The sequence below is a fragment of the Kitasatospora sp. NPDC059599 genome, from assembly GCF_042735125.1.
Classification (GTDB): domain Bacteria; phylum Actinomycetota; class Actinomycetes; order Streptomycetales; family Streptomycetaceae; genus Kitasatospora.
Genome location: NZ_JBHWCL010000004.1, coordinates 117824 through 136916, shown reverse-complemented (window position 1 = coordinate 136916; position 19093 = coordinate 117824). Strand labels below are relative to the sequence as shown.

General features: G+C 74.7%; 14 protein-coding genes. 11 read left to right on the top strand and 3 right to left on the bottom strand.

Translation table 11 applies throughout. The features are described from left to right. The first annotated feature begins 120 nt into the window (after positions 1-120). The 9 genes from ACFV04_RS02750 (at position 121) to ACFV04_RS02710 (ending at position 12073) form a co-directional block, all read left to right on the top strand. Entirely contained in the window at positions 121-762 is a 642-nt protein-coding gene (locus ACFV04_RS02750; protein WP_380526343.1) for an NUDIX domain-containing protein, read from the top strand. A gap of 236 nt (positions 763-998) precedes the next feature. Beyond that, the gene (locus ACFV04_RS02745) at positions 999-3197 is read left to right on the top strand and encodes a tetratricopeptide repeat protein (protein WP_380336066.1); all 2199 of its coding nucleotides are present in this window, start codon (positions 999-1001) and stop codon (positions 3195-3197) included. Positions 3198-3457: 260 nt separating this feature from the next. Continuing rightward, positions 3458-4573: an alanine dehydrogenase gene (gene ald, locus ACFV04_RS02740; RefSeq protein WP_380336069.1), complete on the top strand. Its 1116-nt coding sequence runs from the start codon at positions 3458-3460 to the stop codon at positions 4571-4573. A gap of 425 nt (positions 4574-4998) precedes the next feature. Beyond that, positions 4999-6066: a ParA family protein gene (locus tag ACFV04_RS02735; protein ID WP_030245868.1), complete on the top strand. Its 1068-nt coding sequence runs from the start codon at positions 4999-5001 to the stop codon at positions 6064-6066. After that, complete coding sequence (locus ACFV04_RS02730; protein WP_380336073.1) at positions 6063-6671, top strand: hypothetical protein; 609 nt, start codon at positions 6063-6065, stop codon at positions 6669-6671. Before ACFV04_RS02735 ends, ACFV04_RS02730 begins: the two co-directional genes overlap by 4 nt. Positions 6672-7340: 669 nt before the next feature. Continuing rightward, positions 7341-8324 carry a segregation and condensation protein A gene (locus ACFV04_RS02725; RefSeq protein WP_380526341.1) on the top strand — a complete coding sequence of 328 codons (984 nt, stop codon included), beginning with the start codon at positions 7341-7343 and terminating at the stop codon, positions 8322-8324. 374 nt (positions 8325-8698) lie between these two features. Beyond that, on the top strand, positions 8699-9292 hold the full coding sequence (locus ACFV04_RS02720) for an SMC-Scp complex subunit ScpB (RefSeq protein WP_380336662.1): 594 nt from the start codon (positions 8699-8701) through the stop codon (positions 9290-9292). A gap of 62 nt (positions 9293-9354) precedes the next feature. After that, entirely contained in the window at positions 9355-10674 is a 1320-nt protein-coding gene (locus tag ACFV04_RS02715) for a pseudouridine synthase (RefSeq protein ID WP_380526339.1), read from the top strand. Between the two features lie 391 nt (positions 10675-11065). After that, positions 11066-12073, top strand: coding sequence for a helix-turn-helix domain-containing protein (locus tag ACFV04_RS02710; protein ID WP_380336081.1), 1008 nt, complete (start codon positions 11066-11068; stop codon positions 12071-12073). Between the two features lie 15 nt (positions 12074-12088). Here ACFV04_RS02710 and ACFV04_RS02705 read toward each other — a convergent pair whose 3' ends face one another. The 3 genes from ACFV04_RS02705 to ACFV04_RS02695 all read right to left on the bottom strand — a co-directional run bounded on the left by ACFV04_RS02705 (position 12089) and on the right by ACFV04_RS02695 (position 16526). Further along, positions 12089-12451 carry a DUF952 domain-containing protein gene (locus tag ACFV04_RS02705; RefSeq protein ID WP_360261423.1) on the bottom strand — a complete coding sequence of 121 codons (363 nt, stop codon included), beginning with the start codon at positions 12449-12451 and terminating at the stop codon, positions 12089-12091. A 194-nt stretch (positions 12452-12645) separates the two neighbouring features. Next, the gene (locus ACFV04_RS02700; RefSeq protein ID WP_380526337.1) at positions 12646-14208 is read right to left on the bottom strand and encodes a DUF4139 domain-containing protein; all 1563 of its coding nucleotides are present in this window, start codon (positions 14206-14208) and stop codon (positions 12646-12648) included. A gap of 2 nt (positions 14209-14210) precedes the next feature. Further along, the gene (locus tag ACFV04_RS02695; RefSeq protein ID WP_380526335.1) at positions 14211-16526 is read right to left on the bottom strand and encodes a DUF4139 domain-containing protein; all 2316 of its coding nucleotides are present in this window, start codon (positions 16524-16526) and stop codon (positions 14211-14213) included. A 415-nt stretch (positions 16527-16941) separates the two neighbouring features. Here ACFV04_RS02695 and ACFV04_RS02690 point away from each other — a divergent pair, with 415 nt between their 5' ends. Together ACFV04_RS02690 and cmk are read left to right on the top strand one after the other, a co-directional pair. Continuing rightward, on the top strand, positions 16942-18027 hold the full coding sequence (locus ACFV04_RS02690) for a prephenate dehydrogenase (RefSeq protein WP_360261414.1): 1086 nt from the start codon (positions 16942-16944) through the stop codon (positions 18025-18027). 313 nt (positions 18028-18340) lie between these two features. After that, complete coding sequence (cmk, locus tag ACFV04_RS02685) at positions 18341-19069, top strand: (d)CMP kinase (protein WP_380336090.1); 729 nt, start codon at positions 18341-18343, stop codon at positions 19067-19069. Positions 19070-19093: the final 24 nt, after the last annotated feature.

Below are 19093 nucleotides of genomic sequence, written 5' to 3'. Positions count from 1 at the left end.
GGGGCCTCGTTGTTGTTTTCCTTCCTGGGCTTGGTGCTTTCCCGGGCGGGGGCCCCCGCTTTTCCGGGGGGGCCGCCGTCCGGCGTTAGATTGTGTCGTACTGACGAAAAGGGGAGAGCGATGGACGAGCAGAGCGACCGGGTGATCACCGACGTGGCCGAGGAATGGGAGGTCCGGGCGACCGGAACGCCGTTCCAGGGCAAGGTCACCGGCGTGCGCAGCGAGGAGGTCCGGATGCCCGACGGCAGCTGGGCCCGCCGCGACTACCAGACCCACCCGGGCTCGGTCTCGGTGCTCGCCCTGGACGACGAGCAGCGCGTGCTGATCCTGCGCCAGTACCGCCACCCCGTGCGCCAGCGGCTCTGGGAGCTGCCAGCCGGCCTGCTCGACGTCCCCGGCGAGAACCCGTGGCACGCCGCCCAGCGCGAGCTCTACGAGGAGGCGCACTGCAAGGCCGGTACCTGGCGGATCCTCGCCGACTACTACACCTCCCCGGGCGGCACCGACGAGGCGCTGCGGATGTTCCTCGCCACCGACCTGTCGCCGGCCGAGGGGGAGCGCTACGCGGCCGAGGGCGAGGAGCAGGAGATCGAGGTCGCCTGGGTGCCGGTGCCGGAGCTGATCCGGCTGATCCAGGCCGGGAAGCTGCACAACCCGACCCTCGTCACCGGCACCCTCGCCGTGCACGCCGCGCTCACCGGCCCGGACGGGCCGGACGCGCTGCGCCCGGCGGACTCGCCCTGGCCGGCCCGGCCCTTCTAGGCGTGAACGAACCTCCAGGTTGATTCGCCCGGGTGATTTGCCGGTTCGTACGACCGGATGTCACCTCGGACGAGCCGGACGGTCGAACTACGCTTCGCAGACAGGGCGCCCGTCCCGGGCCGCCTCCGCTGAGCGCCGGGCGCCAGGTCCGGATTCCGAGCGCCGGATTCCGAGCGCCGGATGCCGAGCGCGGCACGACGTCGGGAGTGGCACGGGTGGCGAGGAAGACGGCGACGATGGACCCCGGACCCGACGCGCCCGCCGGCGCCGTCCCGGGCCTGGACCGGCTCCCGGCCGGGCCCACCCTGTTCGTCGGGCGGCGCGCCGAACTCGCCGCGCTGCGGGCGGCCGCCGCCCGCCCGGCGAGCGGCCGCTGCCCGGTCCTGGTGCTGGCCGGGCGCCCCGGCTCCGGCCGGACCACCCTGGCCGCCCGCTTCGCCCGCACCGTCGCGGCCGACTACCCGGACGGCGTGCTGTTCGCCCGGCTGTCCGCCCCGGACGGCGGGCGGGTGCCGCCCGCGCGGGCCGCGCGCCTGCTGCTGGAGCAGCTCGACCCGGACTCGGCCGTGCCGCTGCCCGGGGCGGTCGAGGACGGCCGGGACGAGCCGGGCTGCGTCGCGCTGCGCGAGGCGCTCGCGGGACTGCGGGTGCTGCTCGTCCTGGATGACGTGCGCGACGCCGGACAGGTGTGGCCGCTGCTCGCCGACGAACCCGGCTGCCTGGTGCTCGCCACCACCGCCGGGCCGCTCACCGGCATCGAGGACATCGACCCGGTGATCCTCGGCGGGCTGGACCGGACGGCCTCCGGTGAACTGCTGGCCGACCTGGTCGGCGGCACCCGGATCTCCTGCGACCCGGTCGGCGCCGCCGACCTCGCCGAGGCCTGCGCCGCCCGGCCGGCCGCGCTGCGGCTGATGGCGGGGTGGTTGCGCGGAAACGCGAAGACCGCGGTCACCGACGCGGCGCGCGAGCTCACCCGGGTGGTGGGGGAGGGGACGGCCGCCGCGGCGGGGGGCGCCCCGGGCGCCAAGGGCGCTGTGACCGACGCCTCGAACGGCACGTCGAAGGGCATGCCGAAGGACGAGCGGCGGGATGCGTCGAAGGACGGCTCGAAGAAGGGGACGGAGGCGTCGGCTGCGGGGCGGGCCGCTCCGTCGGCGAAGCCGTCGAAGGACGCGCCGGGGAAGACACGGGGGCAGGCGCCGGGGAACGTGTCGAGGAACACGTCGAGGGGCGTTCCGGCTGACGCCCCCGGGAGCGTGCCGGAGAAGAAGGGGGAGGAGCGCGGGACCGCGCCCGGTGTGGAGTCGGCGGGCGATCCGGCGGCCTGGGTGAAGCCCGGACCGGAGCCGGCCGAGCCGGTGCCCGTCCCCGACAACGACCCGCTGCTCGGTGCGTTCACCCTGCTGTACCGGGGTCTGCCGGCCGCCCAGGCGAGGATGCTGCGGACCCTCACCCTGGCCCCGGCGCAGACCGCCGACCCGCGCACCGCCTCCGCCCTGGTCGGCTGCCCGGTGCCGGACGCGGCCGCGACCCTGGCCGCGCTGGCCGAGTGGGAACTGCTCGGCGAGGAGGCGCCGGCCGCCGACGGCACCCCGCGCTACCGGGTGCCCGGTCGGCTCTACCCCCGACTGGTCCGGCTGCGCGAGCAGGAGGACCGGCCCGCCGAGACCGAACTCGCCCGGGCCCGGCTGCTGGAGCGGCTGGTCCGGCTCACCGAGGCGGCCCGCGCGCTGCTCGACCCGTCGGATACCCCCGCTCCCGATCCGCTGCCGGCCGTGCTGCGGCTGCGCTCGGCCGAGCACGCCCGCGGGTGGCTGCTCGGCGAACGGGAACTGCTGCTCGGCGCGGTGGCCGACGCGATCGGCCAGGGCGACCTGGACGGCTCGGCCGGGCGGCTGGTCACCGCCCTGCTGCGGGCGCTGCCGTTGACCGGCGTCGCCGCTCCCGCCGACCTCTACCGGCTCCACGAACTGGTGCTGACCGTCGCCGAGCGCAACGGCCGGCCCCGCCGGGCCTCGGCCGCACTGCTCAACCTCGGCGACCTGCAGGTCTCGGCGGGCCGCTGGGAGCAGGCCGCCGCGCACTACCGGGCCGCCCTGGAGCACGCCCGGAAGGCCGACGACGAACCCCTCTGCGCGCGCGCCCTGGAGGGCGCGGCCGGTTGCCACCGGGCGCTCGGCGACGCGGTGCGCGCCGCCGACTGGTACGGACGGGCGCTCGGCCTGCGGCAATCGCTCGGGGACCACGCGGCCGAGGCCAGGCTGCTGACCCGGGTGGCCGAGGCGCACACCGCCCAGCGCCGCTTCGACGAGGCGGACCGGGAGTACCGGGCGGCCCTCGCGGTGCTGCGCAGGCTCGGCGACGAACGCGCCCGGGAAGCCGTCGGGGCGGCCCTCGCGGACCTGCGGGAACGGGTCGACGCCGGGTGGTGATGGGCCTTTCGGAGGTATTGTCGAAGATGCCCGGTTACGACGTCTTTGGCGGGTAAGTCGCAGGGGAAGCCTACGAACCTGCCAATGTGTGCGGGAAATTTATTCACTTTGGAAGGCTGACACGCCGACTGGGCTTCATTACACTCGGACCTAGTCGCGCAGCGATCCCCGCCCCGGGCTGCCCGGAGGCTTCCCCACGTGCGCGTCGCCCACCGGTTTTCGCCGGTCGGGACCCCCATGGCAAGAGGACGTGTTCAGTCGTGAAGGTCGGCATCCCCCGCGAGGTCAAGAACCACGAGTACCGCGTGGCCATCACGCCCGCCGGCGTGCATGAGCTGGTCCGCAACGGACACGAGGTCTACATCGAGGACAACGCCGGTCTCGGCTCCTCGATCCCCAACGAGGAGTACGTGGCCGCCGGCGCCTCCATCCTCGCCACCGCCGACGAGGTGTGGGCCACCGCCGACCTCCTGCTGAAGGTCAAGGAGCCCATCGCCTCCGAGTACCACCGGCTGCGCAAGGGCCAGACCGTCTTCACGTACCTGCACCTGGCGGCCGACCGGGCCGGCACCGACGCCCTGATCGCCTCGGGCACCACCGCCATCGCGTACGAGACCGTGCAGCAGGCCAACGGCGCGCTGCCGCTGCTCGCCCCGATGTCCGAGGTCGCGGGCCGCCTGGCCCCGCAGGTCGGCTCGTACCACCTGATGCGTCCGGCCGGCGGCCGCGGCGTGCTGCCCGGCGGCGTGCCCGGCACCCACCCGGCCAAGGCCGTCGTCATCGGCGGTGGCGTCTCCGGCTGGCACGCGGCCACCATCGCCATCGGCATGGGCTACGACGTGACCCTGCTCGACCGCGACATCAACAAGCTGCGCGAGGCCGACCGCATCTTCGGCACGAAGATCAAGGCCATCATGTCCAACTCCTTCGAGCTGGAGAAGGCCGTCCTCGACGCCGACCTGGTCATCGGCGCCGTGCTGATCCCGGGCGCCAAGGCCCCGAAGCTCGTCACCAACGAGCTGGTCTCCCGCATGAAGCCGGGCTCCGTGCTCGTCGACATCGCCATCGACCAGGGCGGCTGCTTCGAGGACTCGCACCCGACCACGCACGACGACCCGACCTTCCAGGTCCACAACTCGGTCTTCTACTGCGTGGCCAACATGCCGGGCGCCGTCCCGAACACCTCCACCTACGCGCTGACCAACGCCACGCTGCCGTACGTCATCGAGCTGGCGAACCGCGGTTGGAAGGAGGCGCTGCGCCGTGACCCGGCGCTCGCCAAGGGCCTGAACGTGCACGAGGGCCAGATCACCTTCCCGGCCGTGGCCGACGCCTTCGGCCTGGAGTCGGTCTCCCTGGAGAGCGTGCTCGCCTGAACCCCCTGACCGCACGGCGGTCGTTCGCCCCCGACCCGATCACTTCGGGTCGGGGGCTTCGCCGTGCCCCTGAACAGCGGGTGGACCGGGTTGGTCGCTCTGTCGTCAATTTCCGGCGGTCGCGTCACCCGCTCGCAGAAACGATGGGGTCAGCGACCCACTCAACCCTTGACAGCGGCCCGCCTGATAGTCGACACATCCTGCCCACTACCGTGGATTGTGTTGCTGCGAACGCCTTGAACGGCCTAGAGTCGCAAACCGTCGGCATGCTGCCACGCTGACGAATCGACATAGAGTCCTGGATACCCAAGGAGGTAAGACGACTTGTGAATGAGTCGACAATTGCTCCCGGGGGTGGTCAGCCAGGACTGGCGGAGCACACCGCCGGCCAGCCGAGTGTGGAGCCCGGGGCCCGGCAGCCCTCCGTGGGTTCGGCCGAGGTCGGCTCGGTCGCACTCCGCACCTTCGAAGCACGCCAGAACACAGCACAGGTGACCACGGTGACCGATCACGACGCCGACTTGGCGGCCTACGGCCTGGCCTACGGCGAGTTCGCCTACGGCGCCTACGACGACCCCGACGCCGAGTACGAGCCGGACCCGGAGTACGCCGCCACGCTGGCCCCCGACGCCGCGCGCCAGCGCCGTGAGCGGGTCGGCCCGACCGGCCGCCCGCTGCCGTACTTCCCGATCCCCGCGCCGGTCGCCGAGCACGGCCCCGCCCAGATCATCGCCATGTGCAACCAGAAGGGCGGCGTCGGCAAGACCACGTCGACCATCAACCTGGGTGCGGCGCTGGCCGAGTACGGCCGCCGGGTGCTGCTCGTCGACTTCGACCCGCAGGGCGCGCTCTCGGTCGGCCTCGGCGTCAACCCGATGGAACTCGACGTCACCGTCTACAACCTGCTCATGGAGCGGGGCCTGACCGCCGATGAGGTGCTGCTGAAGACCGCGGTGCCCGGCATGGACCTGCTGCCGTCCAACATCGACCTCTCCGCCGCCGAGGTGCAGCTGGTCAGCGAGGTGGCCCGGGAGTCCGCGCTGGCGCGCGCCCTGAAGCCGCTGCTGCCCGACTACGACTACGTCATCATCGACTGCCAGCCCTCACTGGGCCTGCTGACGGTCAATGCACTGACGGCCGCTCACAGCGTGATCGTCCCGCTGGAGTGCGAGTTCTTCGCGCTGCGCGGTGTCGCGCTGCTGACCGAGACCATCGAGAAGGTGTGCGAGCGGCTCAACCCCGAGCTGCGCCTGGACGGCATCCTCGCGACCATGTACGACTCACGCACCGTGCACAGCCGTGAGGTGCTGGCGCGGGTCGTCGAGGCGTTCGGCGAGCACGTCTTCCACACCGTCATCGGGCGGACCGTGCGCTTCCCGGAGACCACCGTCGCCGGTGAGCCCATCACCACGTACGCCACCAACTCGGTCGGTGCCGCCGCCTACCGCCAGCTCGCCAGGGAGGTGCTCGACCGGTGCCGCCCCGCCGAGTGAGTCTCCCGGGTGCCGACGAGCTGTTCCGGACCACCGGCGGGATGGCGCTGTCGCCGTCCCTCGCGCCGCGTCCGGCCGCCGAGGCATCCAGACCGGAGACCGCGCGGACCGTCAACGGCCAGGACGGCGCCGAAGGCGTCGAGTCCGCCCAGGGCCTCCGGGGGGCGCAGGGTCCCCAGGGTTCCCCGGGCTCCCAGGGCGACCGGCAGCTGACGGCGGAGCAGCAGTCGTCGGCCACCGTGCCGGCGTCCGCGCAGCCGCCCGGTCAGCGGTCGGGCGGGGTCCAGGCCGCGCCGGGCGCACCGGCAGGCCGGGCGCACGCGGGTGCCACCGAGGAGCAGAACGGTGCCGCCGGGCGCGCGCGGCCGCGCGGTCGCGCGCCGCGCCGGCCCAGCGGGCGCGAGCGGCACGACGAGAAGATCACCGTGTACGTGTCCGCCGAGGAGCTCATGGACCTGGAGCACACCCGGCTGGTGCTGCGCGGCGAGCACGGCCTGGCCGTGGACCGTGGGCGGATCGTCCGGGAGGCCATCGCGGTCGTCCTGGCGGACCTGGAGCAGCGGGGCGAGGCCTCCATCCTGGTCCGGCGCCTGCGCGGGCGGTAGGGCGCGGTAGATCGCGCCAGGGCGCGGCGCGCTGTGGTGTGGCGCAGCAGGGCAGGGCGCGGTACGGCGCGGCACGGCAGGGCGGGTCCGGCGGTGATGCGGACCTGGCGGCGACAGGGCGGCCCCGGTGGGGACGCCGAGGGGGGCGCCGAGGGGCCTCGGGCCCGGTGCCGGAGGCCGCCGGTGTGCGACCTCGGGCCGAGCGTCGACGGTCGGCCGAGGGCCATGAGTCGCGTTCATGAGGTCGTCGTCCCGGGTGGGGCCGTCGGCCGGTGCCGACTGTCATGAGTCGGGCTCATGGGGTGCTGGCGGGTGGGCCGAGGGCCCGGATCGCGGACCGACGGTCATGAGCCGCGTTCATGGAGACGCCGCCTCGGGATTTCGGGTCGCCTCGGCAGGCACTCCGATCGGGTGCCGGGGGGCATGAGTCGGGCTCATGGGGCCCGCCGACTCGGTCGAGGGCCGTGGAGGGCACTGGAGGGCCGTGGAGGGCCGTGGAGGGCCTGGAGGGCACTGGAGGGCCGTTTCCGGGCCCGTGGGTCCCCGGGCCCGGGCCTGCCGGGGCCGGGGCCTGTGCGCCGGGCTGAGGGCCGTGGACGGGGCTGCCGGGCGGCGTGTCGAGGGGCCCGGGGCTGGGCGGGCCGCCGGGACGGGTGAAGATGGACCGTCATGCCGAGCACCGCCGAACCAGCCGAAACCACCGCGAACGCGACCGAGAACGGGTCCCGGGGCGGGTTCCGGGTGCGGCTGGAGAACTTCGAGGGCCCCTTCGACCTGCTGCTCAGCCTGATCACCAAGCACAAGATGGACGTCACCGAGGTGGCGCTGGCCACGGTCACGGACGACTTCGTGGCGCACATCCGGGCGATGGGCCCGGACTGGGACCTGGACGCGGCGACCGAGTTCCTGGTGGTGGCCGCCACCCTGCTCGACCTCAAGGCCGCCCGGCTGCTGCCCGTGGCGGAGGTCGAGGACGAGGAGGACCTGGCCCTGCTGGAGGCCCGGGACCTGCTGTTCGCGCGGCTGCTGCAGTACCGGGCGTACAAGCGGGCGGCGTCGCTGTTCGGCGAGCGTTGGGCCGCCGAACAGCTGCGGCGCCCGCGAACCGTCGGGCTGGAGCCCCGGCACGCGGAGCTGCTGCCGGAGGTGGTGATCACCATCGGGCCGCAGCGGCTCGCCGAGCTCGCGGCCAAGGCGATGGAACCCAAGCCGAAGCCGGTCGTGTACGTGGACCACATCCACGCCCCGCCGGTCAGCGTCCGGGAGCAGGCCGGGCTGGTGGTCGGGCTGCTCACCGAACTCGGCGAGGCGTCGTTCCAGCGGCTGGTGGCGGACGCGCCGGACACCCTGGTCGTGGTCGCCCGCTTCCTGGCGCTGCTGGAGCTCTACCGGGAACGGGTGCTCGCCTTCGACCAGCCGGAGGCGCTCGGGGAGCTGCGGGTGCGCTGGGTGGCGGAGGAGGGCCGGGGCGCGGTCGAGGTCACGGACGAGTTCGACCGGCCCGCGGGAGAGGCCGGGGCGCAAGCCGGGGCGGGAGTCGGAGCGGGAGTCGGGGCGCAAGCCGGGGCGGGAGTCGGGGGAGGGGCCCGGGGGGACGTCGTCGGGGACGTTGTGGCAGGAGCCACGGGCGTTGTGGAGGAGGAGCGGCGATGAGCGGCGGGAACGAGGGCGGGCGCCCGGTGCGGCGCCGGCTGGGGCTTCCGGGGCAGCCCAGGACCGAGGAGTGGCTGGAGCCCGCCTTCGAGCTGCTGCCGGACCCGGTGCCCGGCCCGGTGTCGGACCCGGTGCCCGACCCGGTGTCGGACCCGGTGCCCGGCCCGGTGTCGGAACCGGTGCCGCCGGTGGAGGACGCGGAGGGTGGGGACGCGGTCCAGCCGGTCCAGCCGGTCCAGCCAGGGCCGGCGGTTCGGCCGGTGGAGCCGGTGGTGCAGCAGACGTCGGTTCCGCCGACTTCCGGCGCCGAGGAGCAGTCCGGCCCCGCGCTGCCGATCGCTCCCGGGCTGCGGGCCGAGCTGGAGGCCGTTCTGATGGTGGTCGACGAACCGGTGACGGAGGAGCGGCTGGCCGGGGTGCTGGAGCGGTCGCGGACCGAGGTGGCCGCGGCGCTGCGCGGGCTGTCCGCCGAGTACACCGACCAGGGCCGCGGTTTCGACCTGCGGCTGGTGGCCGGCGGCTGGCGGTTCTACAGCCGGGAGACCTGTTCCGCAGCCGTCGACCGCTTCCTCCTGGACGGCCAGCAGGCCCGGCTCACCCAGGCCGCGCTGGAGACCCTGGCGGTGGTCGCCTACCGGCAGCCGGTGTCCAGATCTCGGGTTTCCGCCGTCCGCGGTGTGAACTGTGACGGCGTGATGCGTACCCTGGTACAGCGAGGACTGGTGGAAGAGGCCGGATCCGAGCCCGAAACAGGTGCGATCCTGTATCGGACGACGAACTACTTCCTGGAACGGATGGGGCTCCGCGGCCTGGACGAGCTGCCGGAGCTCGCTCCCTTCCTGCCCGAGGTCGACGACGTGGAAGCGGAGTCCCTGGAGGGCACGATGATCGCGGAGGCGGTCGCCGCCGCTGCCGCGCAGGCCGCGGACGGCAGTGGCGAGGCCGGTCGGGCCGGGCCCGATCGGTAGGGGGCGGTGAGGTCGGCCGAAACGACCGCACATCCCAGACGGAACGACGTACGGACACTTTGATGCGTAGCAGTGGCAACGGCAGGAACAGCAGCGGCGGCGGGAGCAGTCGCGGCGGACAGGGCGGGGGCCGGGGCGGCGGCTCCTACGGCGGCGGCAGCGGTAGCAGCAGCAGCCGCGGCGGCTCGGGCGCGCGCGGGGGTTCGTACGGTGGTGGCTCCTACGGGGGCGGCAGCCGCGGTGGCTCGGGTGCGGGCTCGCGCGGTGGCTCCGGCTCGTTCGGGCGTGACGACCGGCGTGACGACCGGCGTGACGACCGCCGGGACGACCGCCGGGACGGTCCCCGCGACGGTCGCCGTGACGACCGGCGCGACGACCGGCGTGACGACCGCCGGTACCCGGACCGTCCGCTGCGGCCCGAGGAGCGCAAGTACGACCGCCCCGAGTACGGCGGCGGCCCGAACGCCACTCCCGCCCGCGGCGGCTACGCCGGCCGGCGCCCCGGTCCGGCCCCGCGCCCGCGTCGTGAGGGCCAGGGCGCCCCGGGCGACCCGCGGCGCCAGCCGCAGCGCTCGCGCGAGCTGCAGGCCAAGATCGAGGACGCCGTCCTCGCCCGGCACGACAAGCCGGCCGTCAAGCTCCCCAAGACCTTCGGCGAGCCCGAGGGCGAGCGCCTGCAGAAGGTGCTGGCCCGGGCCGGTGTCGGCAGCCGCCGCGCCTGCGAGGAGCTGATCGAGCAGGGTCGGGTCGAGGTCAACGGCAAGCGCGTCACCGAGCAGGGCAAGCGGGTCGACCCGCAGAACGACGAGATCAAGGTGGACGGCCTGACCGTCGCCACCCAGTCCTACCTGTTCTTCGCGCTGAACAAGCCGGCCGGCGTGGTCTCCACCATGGAGGACCCGGACGGCCGCCAGTGCCTGGGCGACTACGTGACCAACCGGGAGACCCGGTTGTTCCACGTCGGCCGCCTGGACACCGAGACCGAGGGCATCATCCTGCTCACCAACCACGGCGAGCTGGCTCACCGCCTCACCCACCCGCGGTACGGCGTGACCAAGACCTACCTGGCCGCGATCCAGGGCCCGATCCCCCGTGACCTGGGCAAGAAGCTGGCCCAGGGCGTGGAGCTGGAGGACGGCTACGCGCGTGCCGACAGCTTCAAGGTCGTCTCCAACGTCGGCAAGAACTACCTGGTCGAGGTGACCCTGCACGAGGGTCGCAAGCACATCGTCCGCCGGATGCTGGCCGAGGCCGGCTTCCCGGTCGAGAAGCTGGTGCGCACGCACTTCGGCCCGATCGCCCTGGGTGACCAGAAGTCGGGCTGGCTGCGCCGTCTGACCAACCCGGAGGTCGGCCAGCTGATGCGCGAGGTCGGTCTGTAGGCCGTCGCCCTCGCCCGTCCCTGAGGGGCCCCCGGTCGCCGTGGCGCGGCCGGGGGCCCCTCTGCCGTGCGGGGCGTGCCGGTGCCGGGCGACCCGGGGCGCGGGGTGTCCCGGGACGCCGGATGTGCCGGGCCCGGGGTGTCCCGGGAGCCGGGTGTGCCGGGAGCCGGGTGTGCCGGGCAGGGATGTGTCGGGTGCGGAGCGTGTCGGCGTACGGGGTGTACGGGTCGTGCGGGTCGTGTGAGTCGGGACGCAACCGCTGGTCACGGCCTTGTCAGCGTCATGATCCGTGGCAGAGGATGGCCACCGGGCCACCACCCGTCGTGTGGCGGGACCGCGCCAGCACGGGCGCCGGTGGGGCGGATCACAGGCGAACAGGGGGAATGGCGTCGTGTCCGATGCACCACTGGGGCGGGCCAGCGGGAAGGCCCTCGGCACACTGGGACTGGCCACGCCGGACGGGCAGATGTACGCGGCGCTGGTGGCCAATCCGCAGTCCACCGCGGAGGAACTGGCGGAGAGCTGCGGCCTGACGCTCCAGCAGGGCGTGCGCGCCCTGGACCGGCTCGCGCAGCAGGGCATGGCCACCCGGGCACCGGTGGACCGGCAGCGCTACCTGGCGGTCGCCCCGGACGTCGCGATCGGCACCCTGATCGGCCACCGGGAGTCCGAGCTGCGGCAGGCCCGGGCCGAGATGCACCGGCTGATGGACGCCTTCCGGGAGGCCTCGCGCTACACCGACCCGGCGCACTCGGTGGAGGTGCTGACCGGTGGCGAGGCGATCGCCCAGCGACTGGAGCACATCACCGAGACCAGCCAGTACCAGGTGCGCGGCTTCGACCGCCCGCCGTACATCCAGGACCCGGTGGCGCCGATGACGCTGCAGCGGCGACGGCTGCGCGAGGGCGTGAAGTTCCGGACGGTCTACGACCGGGAGGCGGTGGCCTGGCCCGGGCGGCTGGAGCGGAACATCCTGGTCGGGGTCGCGGACGGCGAGGAGGCGCGGGTCCGGCCCACGCTGCCGATGAAGATGATCATCTCGGACGACCGGATGGCGATCATCCCGATCAGCGTCGGCGACAGCGTGCTCGACGCCGCCTACGTGATCCACCCCTCGGCGCTGCTCCAGGCGCTGGACACGCTGTTCGAGGCGGAGTGGGAGCGGGCCGTCCAGCTGCAGGCCGCGATCGGCACCGGGGACGAGTCGCCGGAGCCGGAGGCCGACCACCGCAAACTGCTGGGCCTGCTGGCGGCCGGGCTCACCGACGAGTCGATCGCCCGCTCGCTCGGCTGGAGCGCCCGGACCACCCAGCGCCGCCTGCAGAGCCTGATGCGCGCGCTGGGCGCCACCACCCGCTTCCAGGCCGGAATGGCGGCCCGGGAGCGGGGGTGGCTGTGAACCCGGCCCCGGGGTTCAGCTCCAGGGGGTGAGGGAGGCCCAGCGGCCGTCCGGGCCCCGCTCGACCTTCTCCAGCCCGACCACGGCGGAGCGGTTCAGCCGCCCGTAGATGTGCGGGAACAGCACGTCGGGGGTGGCCCCGGGCGGCGGGGCGCCGTGCGGGGCCTCCCACTTGACCATCGGCTCCACCATCGACTCCTCGATCAGCAGCACCATCAGCGGGTCGGGGGTGTGGGCGAAGAAGGCGTTGGCCACCGCGAGCGCCGTCCGCTCGTCGGCCGAGCAGTGGATGAACCCGTCGGTGAGCAGCGAGGCGGTGGCGTACGGGCGGCCGGGGTCGGCCAGCCAGTCGTCCAGGGGGGCGAGGTGGAGGATCATGTTTCCTTTTCTACCCGTTGTCTCCGGTTTGGTCCTGAGCGGTCGTCATCGGCAGGCCGTCGGCGGCGAGGTTCGGGGATCGGAGGGCGACGGGGTTCGCGGGGAGGTCGGGTTCGGGGGCAGTGGGGTTCGGGCTTCGGGGCAGTGGGGTTCGAGGCAGTGGGGTTCGGAGGGCGGTGTCGCCGGCGCGCGGCTCAGAGCCCGGCCACCTTGGCGGAGGCGGAGACCTCGTACACCAGGGTGAGGGTGCGGCGGGCACCCGGGCCGAGCGGGACGTCCCAGCGGACGATGCCCTCGGCGTCGAAGGCGTCCGGCGCCGGGGAGCACTCCTCCTTGCGCAGCCGGACCTCGACCGCCGACACCTCGGAGACCGGCACCCGCTCGCGCACGGTGACGATCCGCTCGTCGTGCTCCTCCGGGCCGGAGAAGCGGGACAGGTGCAGCCGCACCGTGCGGGTGGTGGTCTGGCGGCCGGTGAGGCCGGCGGTGGCCTGGCGCTCCTCGGTCTCGCGGACCACCCGGTAGCCGTCCGAGCTGCCGAAGGAGAGCTCGGCATCGGCACCGGTCGCGGTGAAGCGCAGCTCGCCCCGGCCGGTGAAGCCGCTGCCGCGGACCAGCTCGACCGGACCGGCCAGCAGCGGGTGCCCGGCCGCGTTGCGGAACCGGACCACCTGGGTGACCAGCGGGGACAGCTCCGGGGCGCAGGCGTACTCGCTGCTCGCCGGGCCGGTGAAGGCACCGAGCGGCACCCGGTGCGCCCGCCCGTCCGAGGGCACGGTCGCGGGGGCGGGCGCGGGCAGCACCCGGACCTCGCCGCCGTCGTCCACCCCCGGGACCCCGGAGGCCGGCCCGAGTTCGCTGATCGCCTCCTCGCGCAGTTCGACCTCGACCGTGCGGCGCTCCTCGTCCGTGCGCTCGCGCAGCATCAGGACGTCCACCGCGACGGCCGGCGGGTCGGTGGCGAGGGCGGAGCGGGCGGTCGAGAAGGTGAGCCGGGCGTTCGTCCAGTCCTCGCCGGTGCGCTGCCAGACCACCGCCTCCGACTCCACGCGCAGGCCGTCGTCGTCCAGCGTCGCCCGGTAGGAGGGGCGCCAGAGCGCGCAGGGGACCAGGTGGGAGACGGTCAGCCCGGCCGGGCCGGGCCGCGCCGCCTCGACCGTGAGGTCCAGGTGGGCGGTCAGTGCGGCCGGGTCCTCCTCGGCCTCGTCCAGGGCGGTCAGCGCCTGCGAGCGTTCCTGCTCCAGGCGGCGCAGCCGGGAGTGGGTCGCGCGCAGCTCCTCGCCGTAGCGCTCGCGTTCGGCGTCCACCCGGTCCAGCTCGCGGGACCAGCGGGTGCGTTCGAGCTCGCCGCTGCCGGCGCCCTCGCCGACCTCGCGGAGCAGGTCGGCCGAGAGCTGGGCGAGCAGGGCCAGCCGCGCCTCCAGGCGGGCGCGGGTCTGGTCGGCGAGACGGCTCTCGGTGCCCAGCCGGTGCAGCAGGTGGCGCAGGTCGGAGTCGTCCGGGCCCGGCGGCAGCGGCGCGCGCGGAGCCCAGGTGCGGACCACCCGGGCGTCCAGGACCCGCACCCCGGGGGTGGTGGACTCGGCGCGCAGGGTGCGGTCGACGGCCAAGGCGGTGAGCGGGCCCAGGCGCAGCCGCTGGACGCCCGCGGCGAGGTCGACCGTCGTCGTGCGTTCCACCTGGCTGCGGTCCTCCAGGCAGGTGACCGCGGTGACCGGGAGGGCCGCCCTCGTCGCTCCGATCGTGTCTCCGGTCATGGTCAGTTCCTCCGGTTTCCGCCGACGATGGCCTTTCCGGCCGGGATCTTGATCTGGTACCCGCCGTCCAGCTCGGTGCTGCCTCCCGGCGGCAGGTCGACCCGCCAGAGCCTGGTGCTGGGCGGGCACTCCGGCGTGGAGACGGTCGGGGCGTGCCAGTCGGCCCGCTCCTCGATCCGGATCTCGGCGTCGGAGGTGACCGGCACGCGCTCGCGGACCTCGACCGTGACGGCGCGGCCGAGCCGGTTCGCCAGCCGGACGTGGACCCGGTGGTCGAGCACCGTGCTGTTGCCCTTCAGCATGCCCGTGGCGGACTCGCGCAGCTCGGTGCGGCGCGCCACCTCCACGCTCTCCGTGACGCCGGTTCCCAGACGCCGCACGCCGCCGGGCGCCAGGGTGGGCAGGGCGGCGGTGAGCAGGAACTCGTCGTCCACGGTGACCTCGACCGGGCCCGCGAGGACGGCGCGGTCGGTGCGGTTGGCGAGCACCAGCGTCGCGTACACCTTCTCCTCGACGGCGGGGACGGTGACGTACTCGGGGCGGACGGTGAGCGGGATCTCGCCCACCGTGACGGTGTGCCAGGTGCCGTCGGACGGGATGTCGGCGGGCGCGGCGGCGTCGAAGCGGTGGTCGAAGGAACCCGCCGACTCGCGGGGCGGGACGGCGTGGCGGGGGAGGGGGAGGCGGCGGATCTGCTCGCCCGGGTTGCCGCCGGGCAGGACCCGGCCCAGCTCCTCGCGCTCGACCCGCTCGGGGCGGGGGTGCAGGGCGCCGCGCCGGGCCGCGGGCTCGTCGGGGCCGGCCAGGACGAGGTCGGGGTAGTCGAGCAGGGTGGCGTTCGGGGCGAAACCGGCGGTCGCGGGGGGAACGGCGAGGGCACTGCGGCGCTTGCGGAGGGTGCGGCGGGCCTCACCCGGCGGGATGCCGCCCGGGGCCTGCGGGACGGCGCCCTGGGCCTGGGGAGTCGGTGGGAGCGGAGCGGTGACGGGCGCCGAGAGGGCGGGCGGCGGGCCGCCGTAGCCGGCGAAGCCACCCGGGGCGGGCGGGGGCGCGGGCATCGGCTCGTCGGCGCTCAGGGTGCCGCCACCGCCGAAGCGGGCGGAGGGTGCGGGTGGGATGTCCTCCGCCGCGGCGAAGGCCTCCGAGCGGGGGCCGGACGGGCGGGCGCCGCCGAGCCGGGAGCCGATCGAACCGGGGCCGGCGAGGCGGGCGGCCCGGGGCGGGACCGGGGGCGGGACCTGGGCCCCGCGGTGGCCGTCGGGGCGGGCCCGGCCGCTCGGGGACGGCGCGTCGGCACCGGCCGCGTCGTAGCCGGTGAAGAGGTCGGACAGGCCGGCCGGGGGCTCGCGCCAGCCGGAGGGCGGCGGGGCGGGCTGGCTGCGGCCGATCCGCAGCGAGGCGAGCCGGGGCAGGTCGGTGCGGCGGTCGAGGTCGGCGGTGGAGAGGGCCAGGCGCACGCCCGTCCAGTCCTCGCCGGTGCGCTGGGCGATGCCGGCGCGCAGGACGAGGTGACCGGTGTCGGAGCCGCTCCGGTAGGACAGGCGGTAGGCGGGCACCCAGCGGGCGGCGGGGACGCCGTACTCCAGTTCGAGGTCGAGGGTCGCGGTGTCGTCGCCGGAGGCGGTGCCGTGGGGGACGGTGCCATGGGGAGCGGTGCCATGGAGAGCGGCCCGGGTGCTGCCGGTGGTGAGGGTGAGCAGGACGGTGGCGGCGGTCGCGACCGGCTCGGCCCGCTCGGCGGTGGACGCCCGATCCAGCCGGTCGACCGCCAAGTCGCGCTCGTGGTCGGCGAGTTCGACCTCCCGGTTGAGTTCCTCGGCGCGTTCCTGGAGGCGGGCGAGCCGCTCGTCGACGAAGTCGGCGAGCTCCAGCCAGGCCTCGGCAGGCGTACGGCGCAACGGCTCCTCGGGGCGCTGAGGCGGCGGCACGGCGCGCAGCGCGGCGGTGTCGGCGATCGCGGACAGGACCAGCCGGCGGCGCTCGGTGAGCACGCTGAGACGCTCCGTCGCATCGTCCAACTCCCTTTGGAGGAGCGGTAGTTCATCCGGCTCGCGGAGTTCGGCGAGCTGCTCCAGCCGGGCCTCGGTGACCACCGTGCCGGCCGGACCGGCGAGCACCCGGGCACGCAGCGAGCGGCCGTCCAGGGACGTGGGCAGGCCGGTCAGCCGCAACCGCCCGTCGCGGGGCACCGGGACGGTGGCCCGGCGTCGGCACACCGCGCCCTCCGCGTACACCACCACGGAGTCCAGGGCCGATGGGTGGGCCGGTACGGCCGACGGTTTCGTCTGCCCCGTCCGGCTGCTGTGCTGGTCGTCCATGCGCAACCCTTTCGTTCGCGTGTTGCCTGCCGCGCGCCGCTCGTCGTTCCGCGCGCGTTGCCGCTGCCCGGTCGTCCGGGCGTCTGGCCGTCCGTTCGTGCGTCTGGCCGTTCGTCCGTGCGTCTGGCCGTTCGTCCGCTCGGTCGTCCGTCCGCTCGTCCGTGGCTTCCCGGGCGGCCAGTCTGCCCGCCCCCGGCGCGGGCGGCGCCGGATTTCCGGGTGCGGCGTGTGCACTGGGTGGGACGGGGGCGGGCGCGCCGTGGTTGCCGGTGCCGGGAACTGCCGGGAAGTGCCCCCGTGGTTGCCGGGCGGCAGGTGGGGACTTCGGCGCGGCGGATGAGGGAGGATGGGGCGCGGGTGCTCCCGGACGGTCCCGGCACCTGTCGAGCAATCGTGATGAGGAGAGCGACCCGCCATGCGCACTGCCGTCGTCGTCGGCACCGGACTGATCGGCACCTCCGCCGCGCTCGCCCTGACCGCCCGCGGCCTGACCGTCCATCTGGAGGACGCCGACCCGGACGCCGCCCGCACCGCCGAGTCGCTCGGCGCCGGCACCACCGAACCGGTCGACGGCCCGGTGGACCTGGCGGTCATCGCCGTCCCGCCGGCACTGGTCGGAAAGGTGCTCGCCGACTGCCAGCGGCGCAACCTGGCGCACTGGTACACCGACGTCGCCAGCGTGAAGGCCGGCCCCGGCAGCGAGATCGCCGCGCTCGGCTGCGACACCGTCCACTACATCGGCAGCCACCCGATGGCAGGCCGCGAGCGATCCGGCCCGCTGGCCGCCCGCGCCGACATCTTCGAGGGCCGCCCCTGGGTGCTCACCCCGACCCCCGACACCGACACCGAGACGCTCAACGCCGCGCTGGAACTGGTCGCGCTCTGCGGCGCGATGCCGATCGTGATGGACGCCGTCGAGCACGACCGGGCCGTCGCCCTCGTCTCGCACGCCCCGCAGCTGGTGTCCTCGCTGGTCGCGGCCCGGCTGGAGAACGCCGACGAGACCGCCATAAGGCTCTCCGGCCAAGGCGTGCGCGACGTCACCAGGATCGCCGCCTCCAACCCCGGCATGTGGGTCGACATCCTCTCCGCCAACGCGGGCGCGGTCGCCGACGTCCTGGAGGCGGTCGCCCACGACCTCGGCGAGACCGTCACCGCGCTGCGCGCCATGGAGGCCGCCGAGGAGGGTGAGCGCAGGGCCGGCGCCACCGGGATCGAAGCCGTCATGCGGCGCGGCAACACCGGCCAGGCCCGGATCCCCGGCAAGCACGGCGCGCCGCCCACCCGGTACGAGACCGTGGCGGTCGTCCTCGGCGACCAGCCGGGCGAGCTGGGCCGGCTGTTCGGGGAGGTCGGCGACGCCGGGGTCAACATCGAGGACGTCGTCATCGAGCACTCGACCGGGCAGCAGGTCGGGTTCGTCCAGCTGTCGGTGGCGCCGACGGCGGTCAAGCGGCTGGTGAAGGCGCTGCGGGCGAGCGGGTGGAGCGTGCGGGACTGACGGGACTGAGGTGCGGGCGGGCGGGCGCGGGCGCGGGCGCGTCGGGGTGTGCGTGCGGGGCCTGGGCGCGTAGGGCTTGCGGGGTTCGTGCGGCTTGTGCGGCTCGGTTCCGGATCGGGTGCCGATCAGGTGCGGATCGGGTGCGGATCGGGTGCGGCAGGGGCTCTGCGCAGCGGGCCGCCCGGGGGCCGGGTGGGCGGCGGGCCGGGGGCCGGGTGGGCGGCGGAGTCCGTGACGGCGGCGGTCCATTAACCTTGAGGGAGACAATCCCCCGGCCGTCCGCCCGCGCAGGCTTCGGCTCCCATGCTCAGAGATGAGGTTCGCCCCCGTGGACACTGCCGACCGAGCGCACGCCCCGGTCGTCGTCGCCATCGACGGACCCTCCGGCTCCGGCAAGTCGACCGTCTCGCGGGCGGTCGCCGCCCGGCTGGGCCTGAGCTTCCTGGACACCGGTGCCATGTACCGGGCGATGACCTGGTGGATGCTGGCCAACGAGGTCGACGTCGACGACCCGGACGCGGTCGCCGTCGCGTGCGGCAAGCCGGTGATCGTGTCGGGCACCGACGCCGACGGCCCCACCATCACGGTGGACGGCCAGGACGTCTCCGGCCCGATCCGCGGCCCCGAGGTGACGGCGCAGGTCAGCGCCGTGTCCGCGGTGCCGGCGGTGCGGGCCCGCCTGGTCGAGCTGCAGCGCGGCTGCGCCGAGGTCGCCGAACGGGGCATCGTCGCCGAGGGCCGGGACATGGGGACCGTGGTGTTCCCGGAGGCCACCGTCAAGGTCTTCCTGACCGCCTCCGAGAAGGCCCGGGCCGCCCGCCGGGCCGCCGAACTGCGCGCCAAGGGCGTGGACGAGGCGACCATCACCGCGATGGCAGCCGACCTCGCCCGCCGGGACGCCGCCGACTCCTCCCGGGAGACGGCCCCGCTGGCCCAGGCCGCGGACGCGGTCCTGGTGGACACCAGTGACCTCACCCTGGAGCAGGTGATCGACCGGATCGCCGGGCTCGTGGAGGAGCGGGCCGGGATGTCCTCGGTCTGACCGGCGGCGACCGCCGGTCCGGCC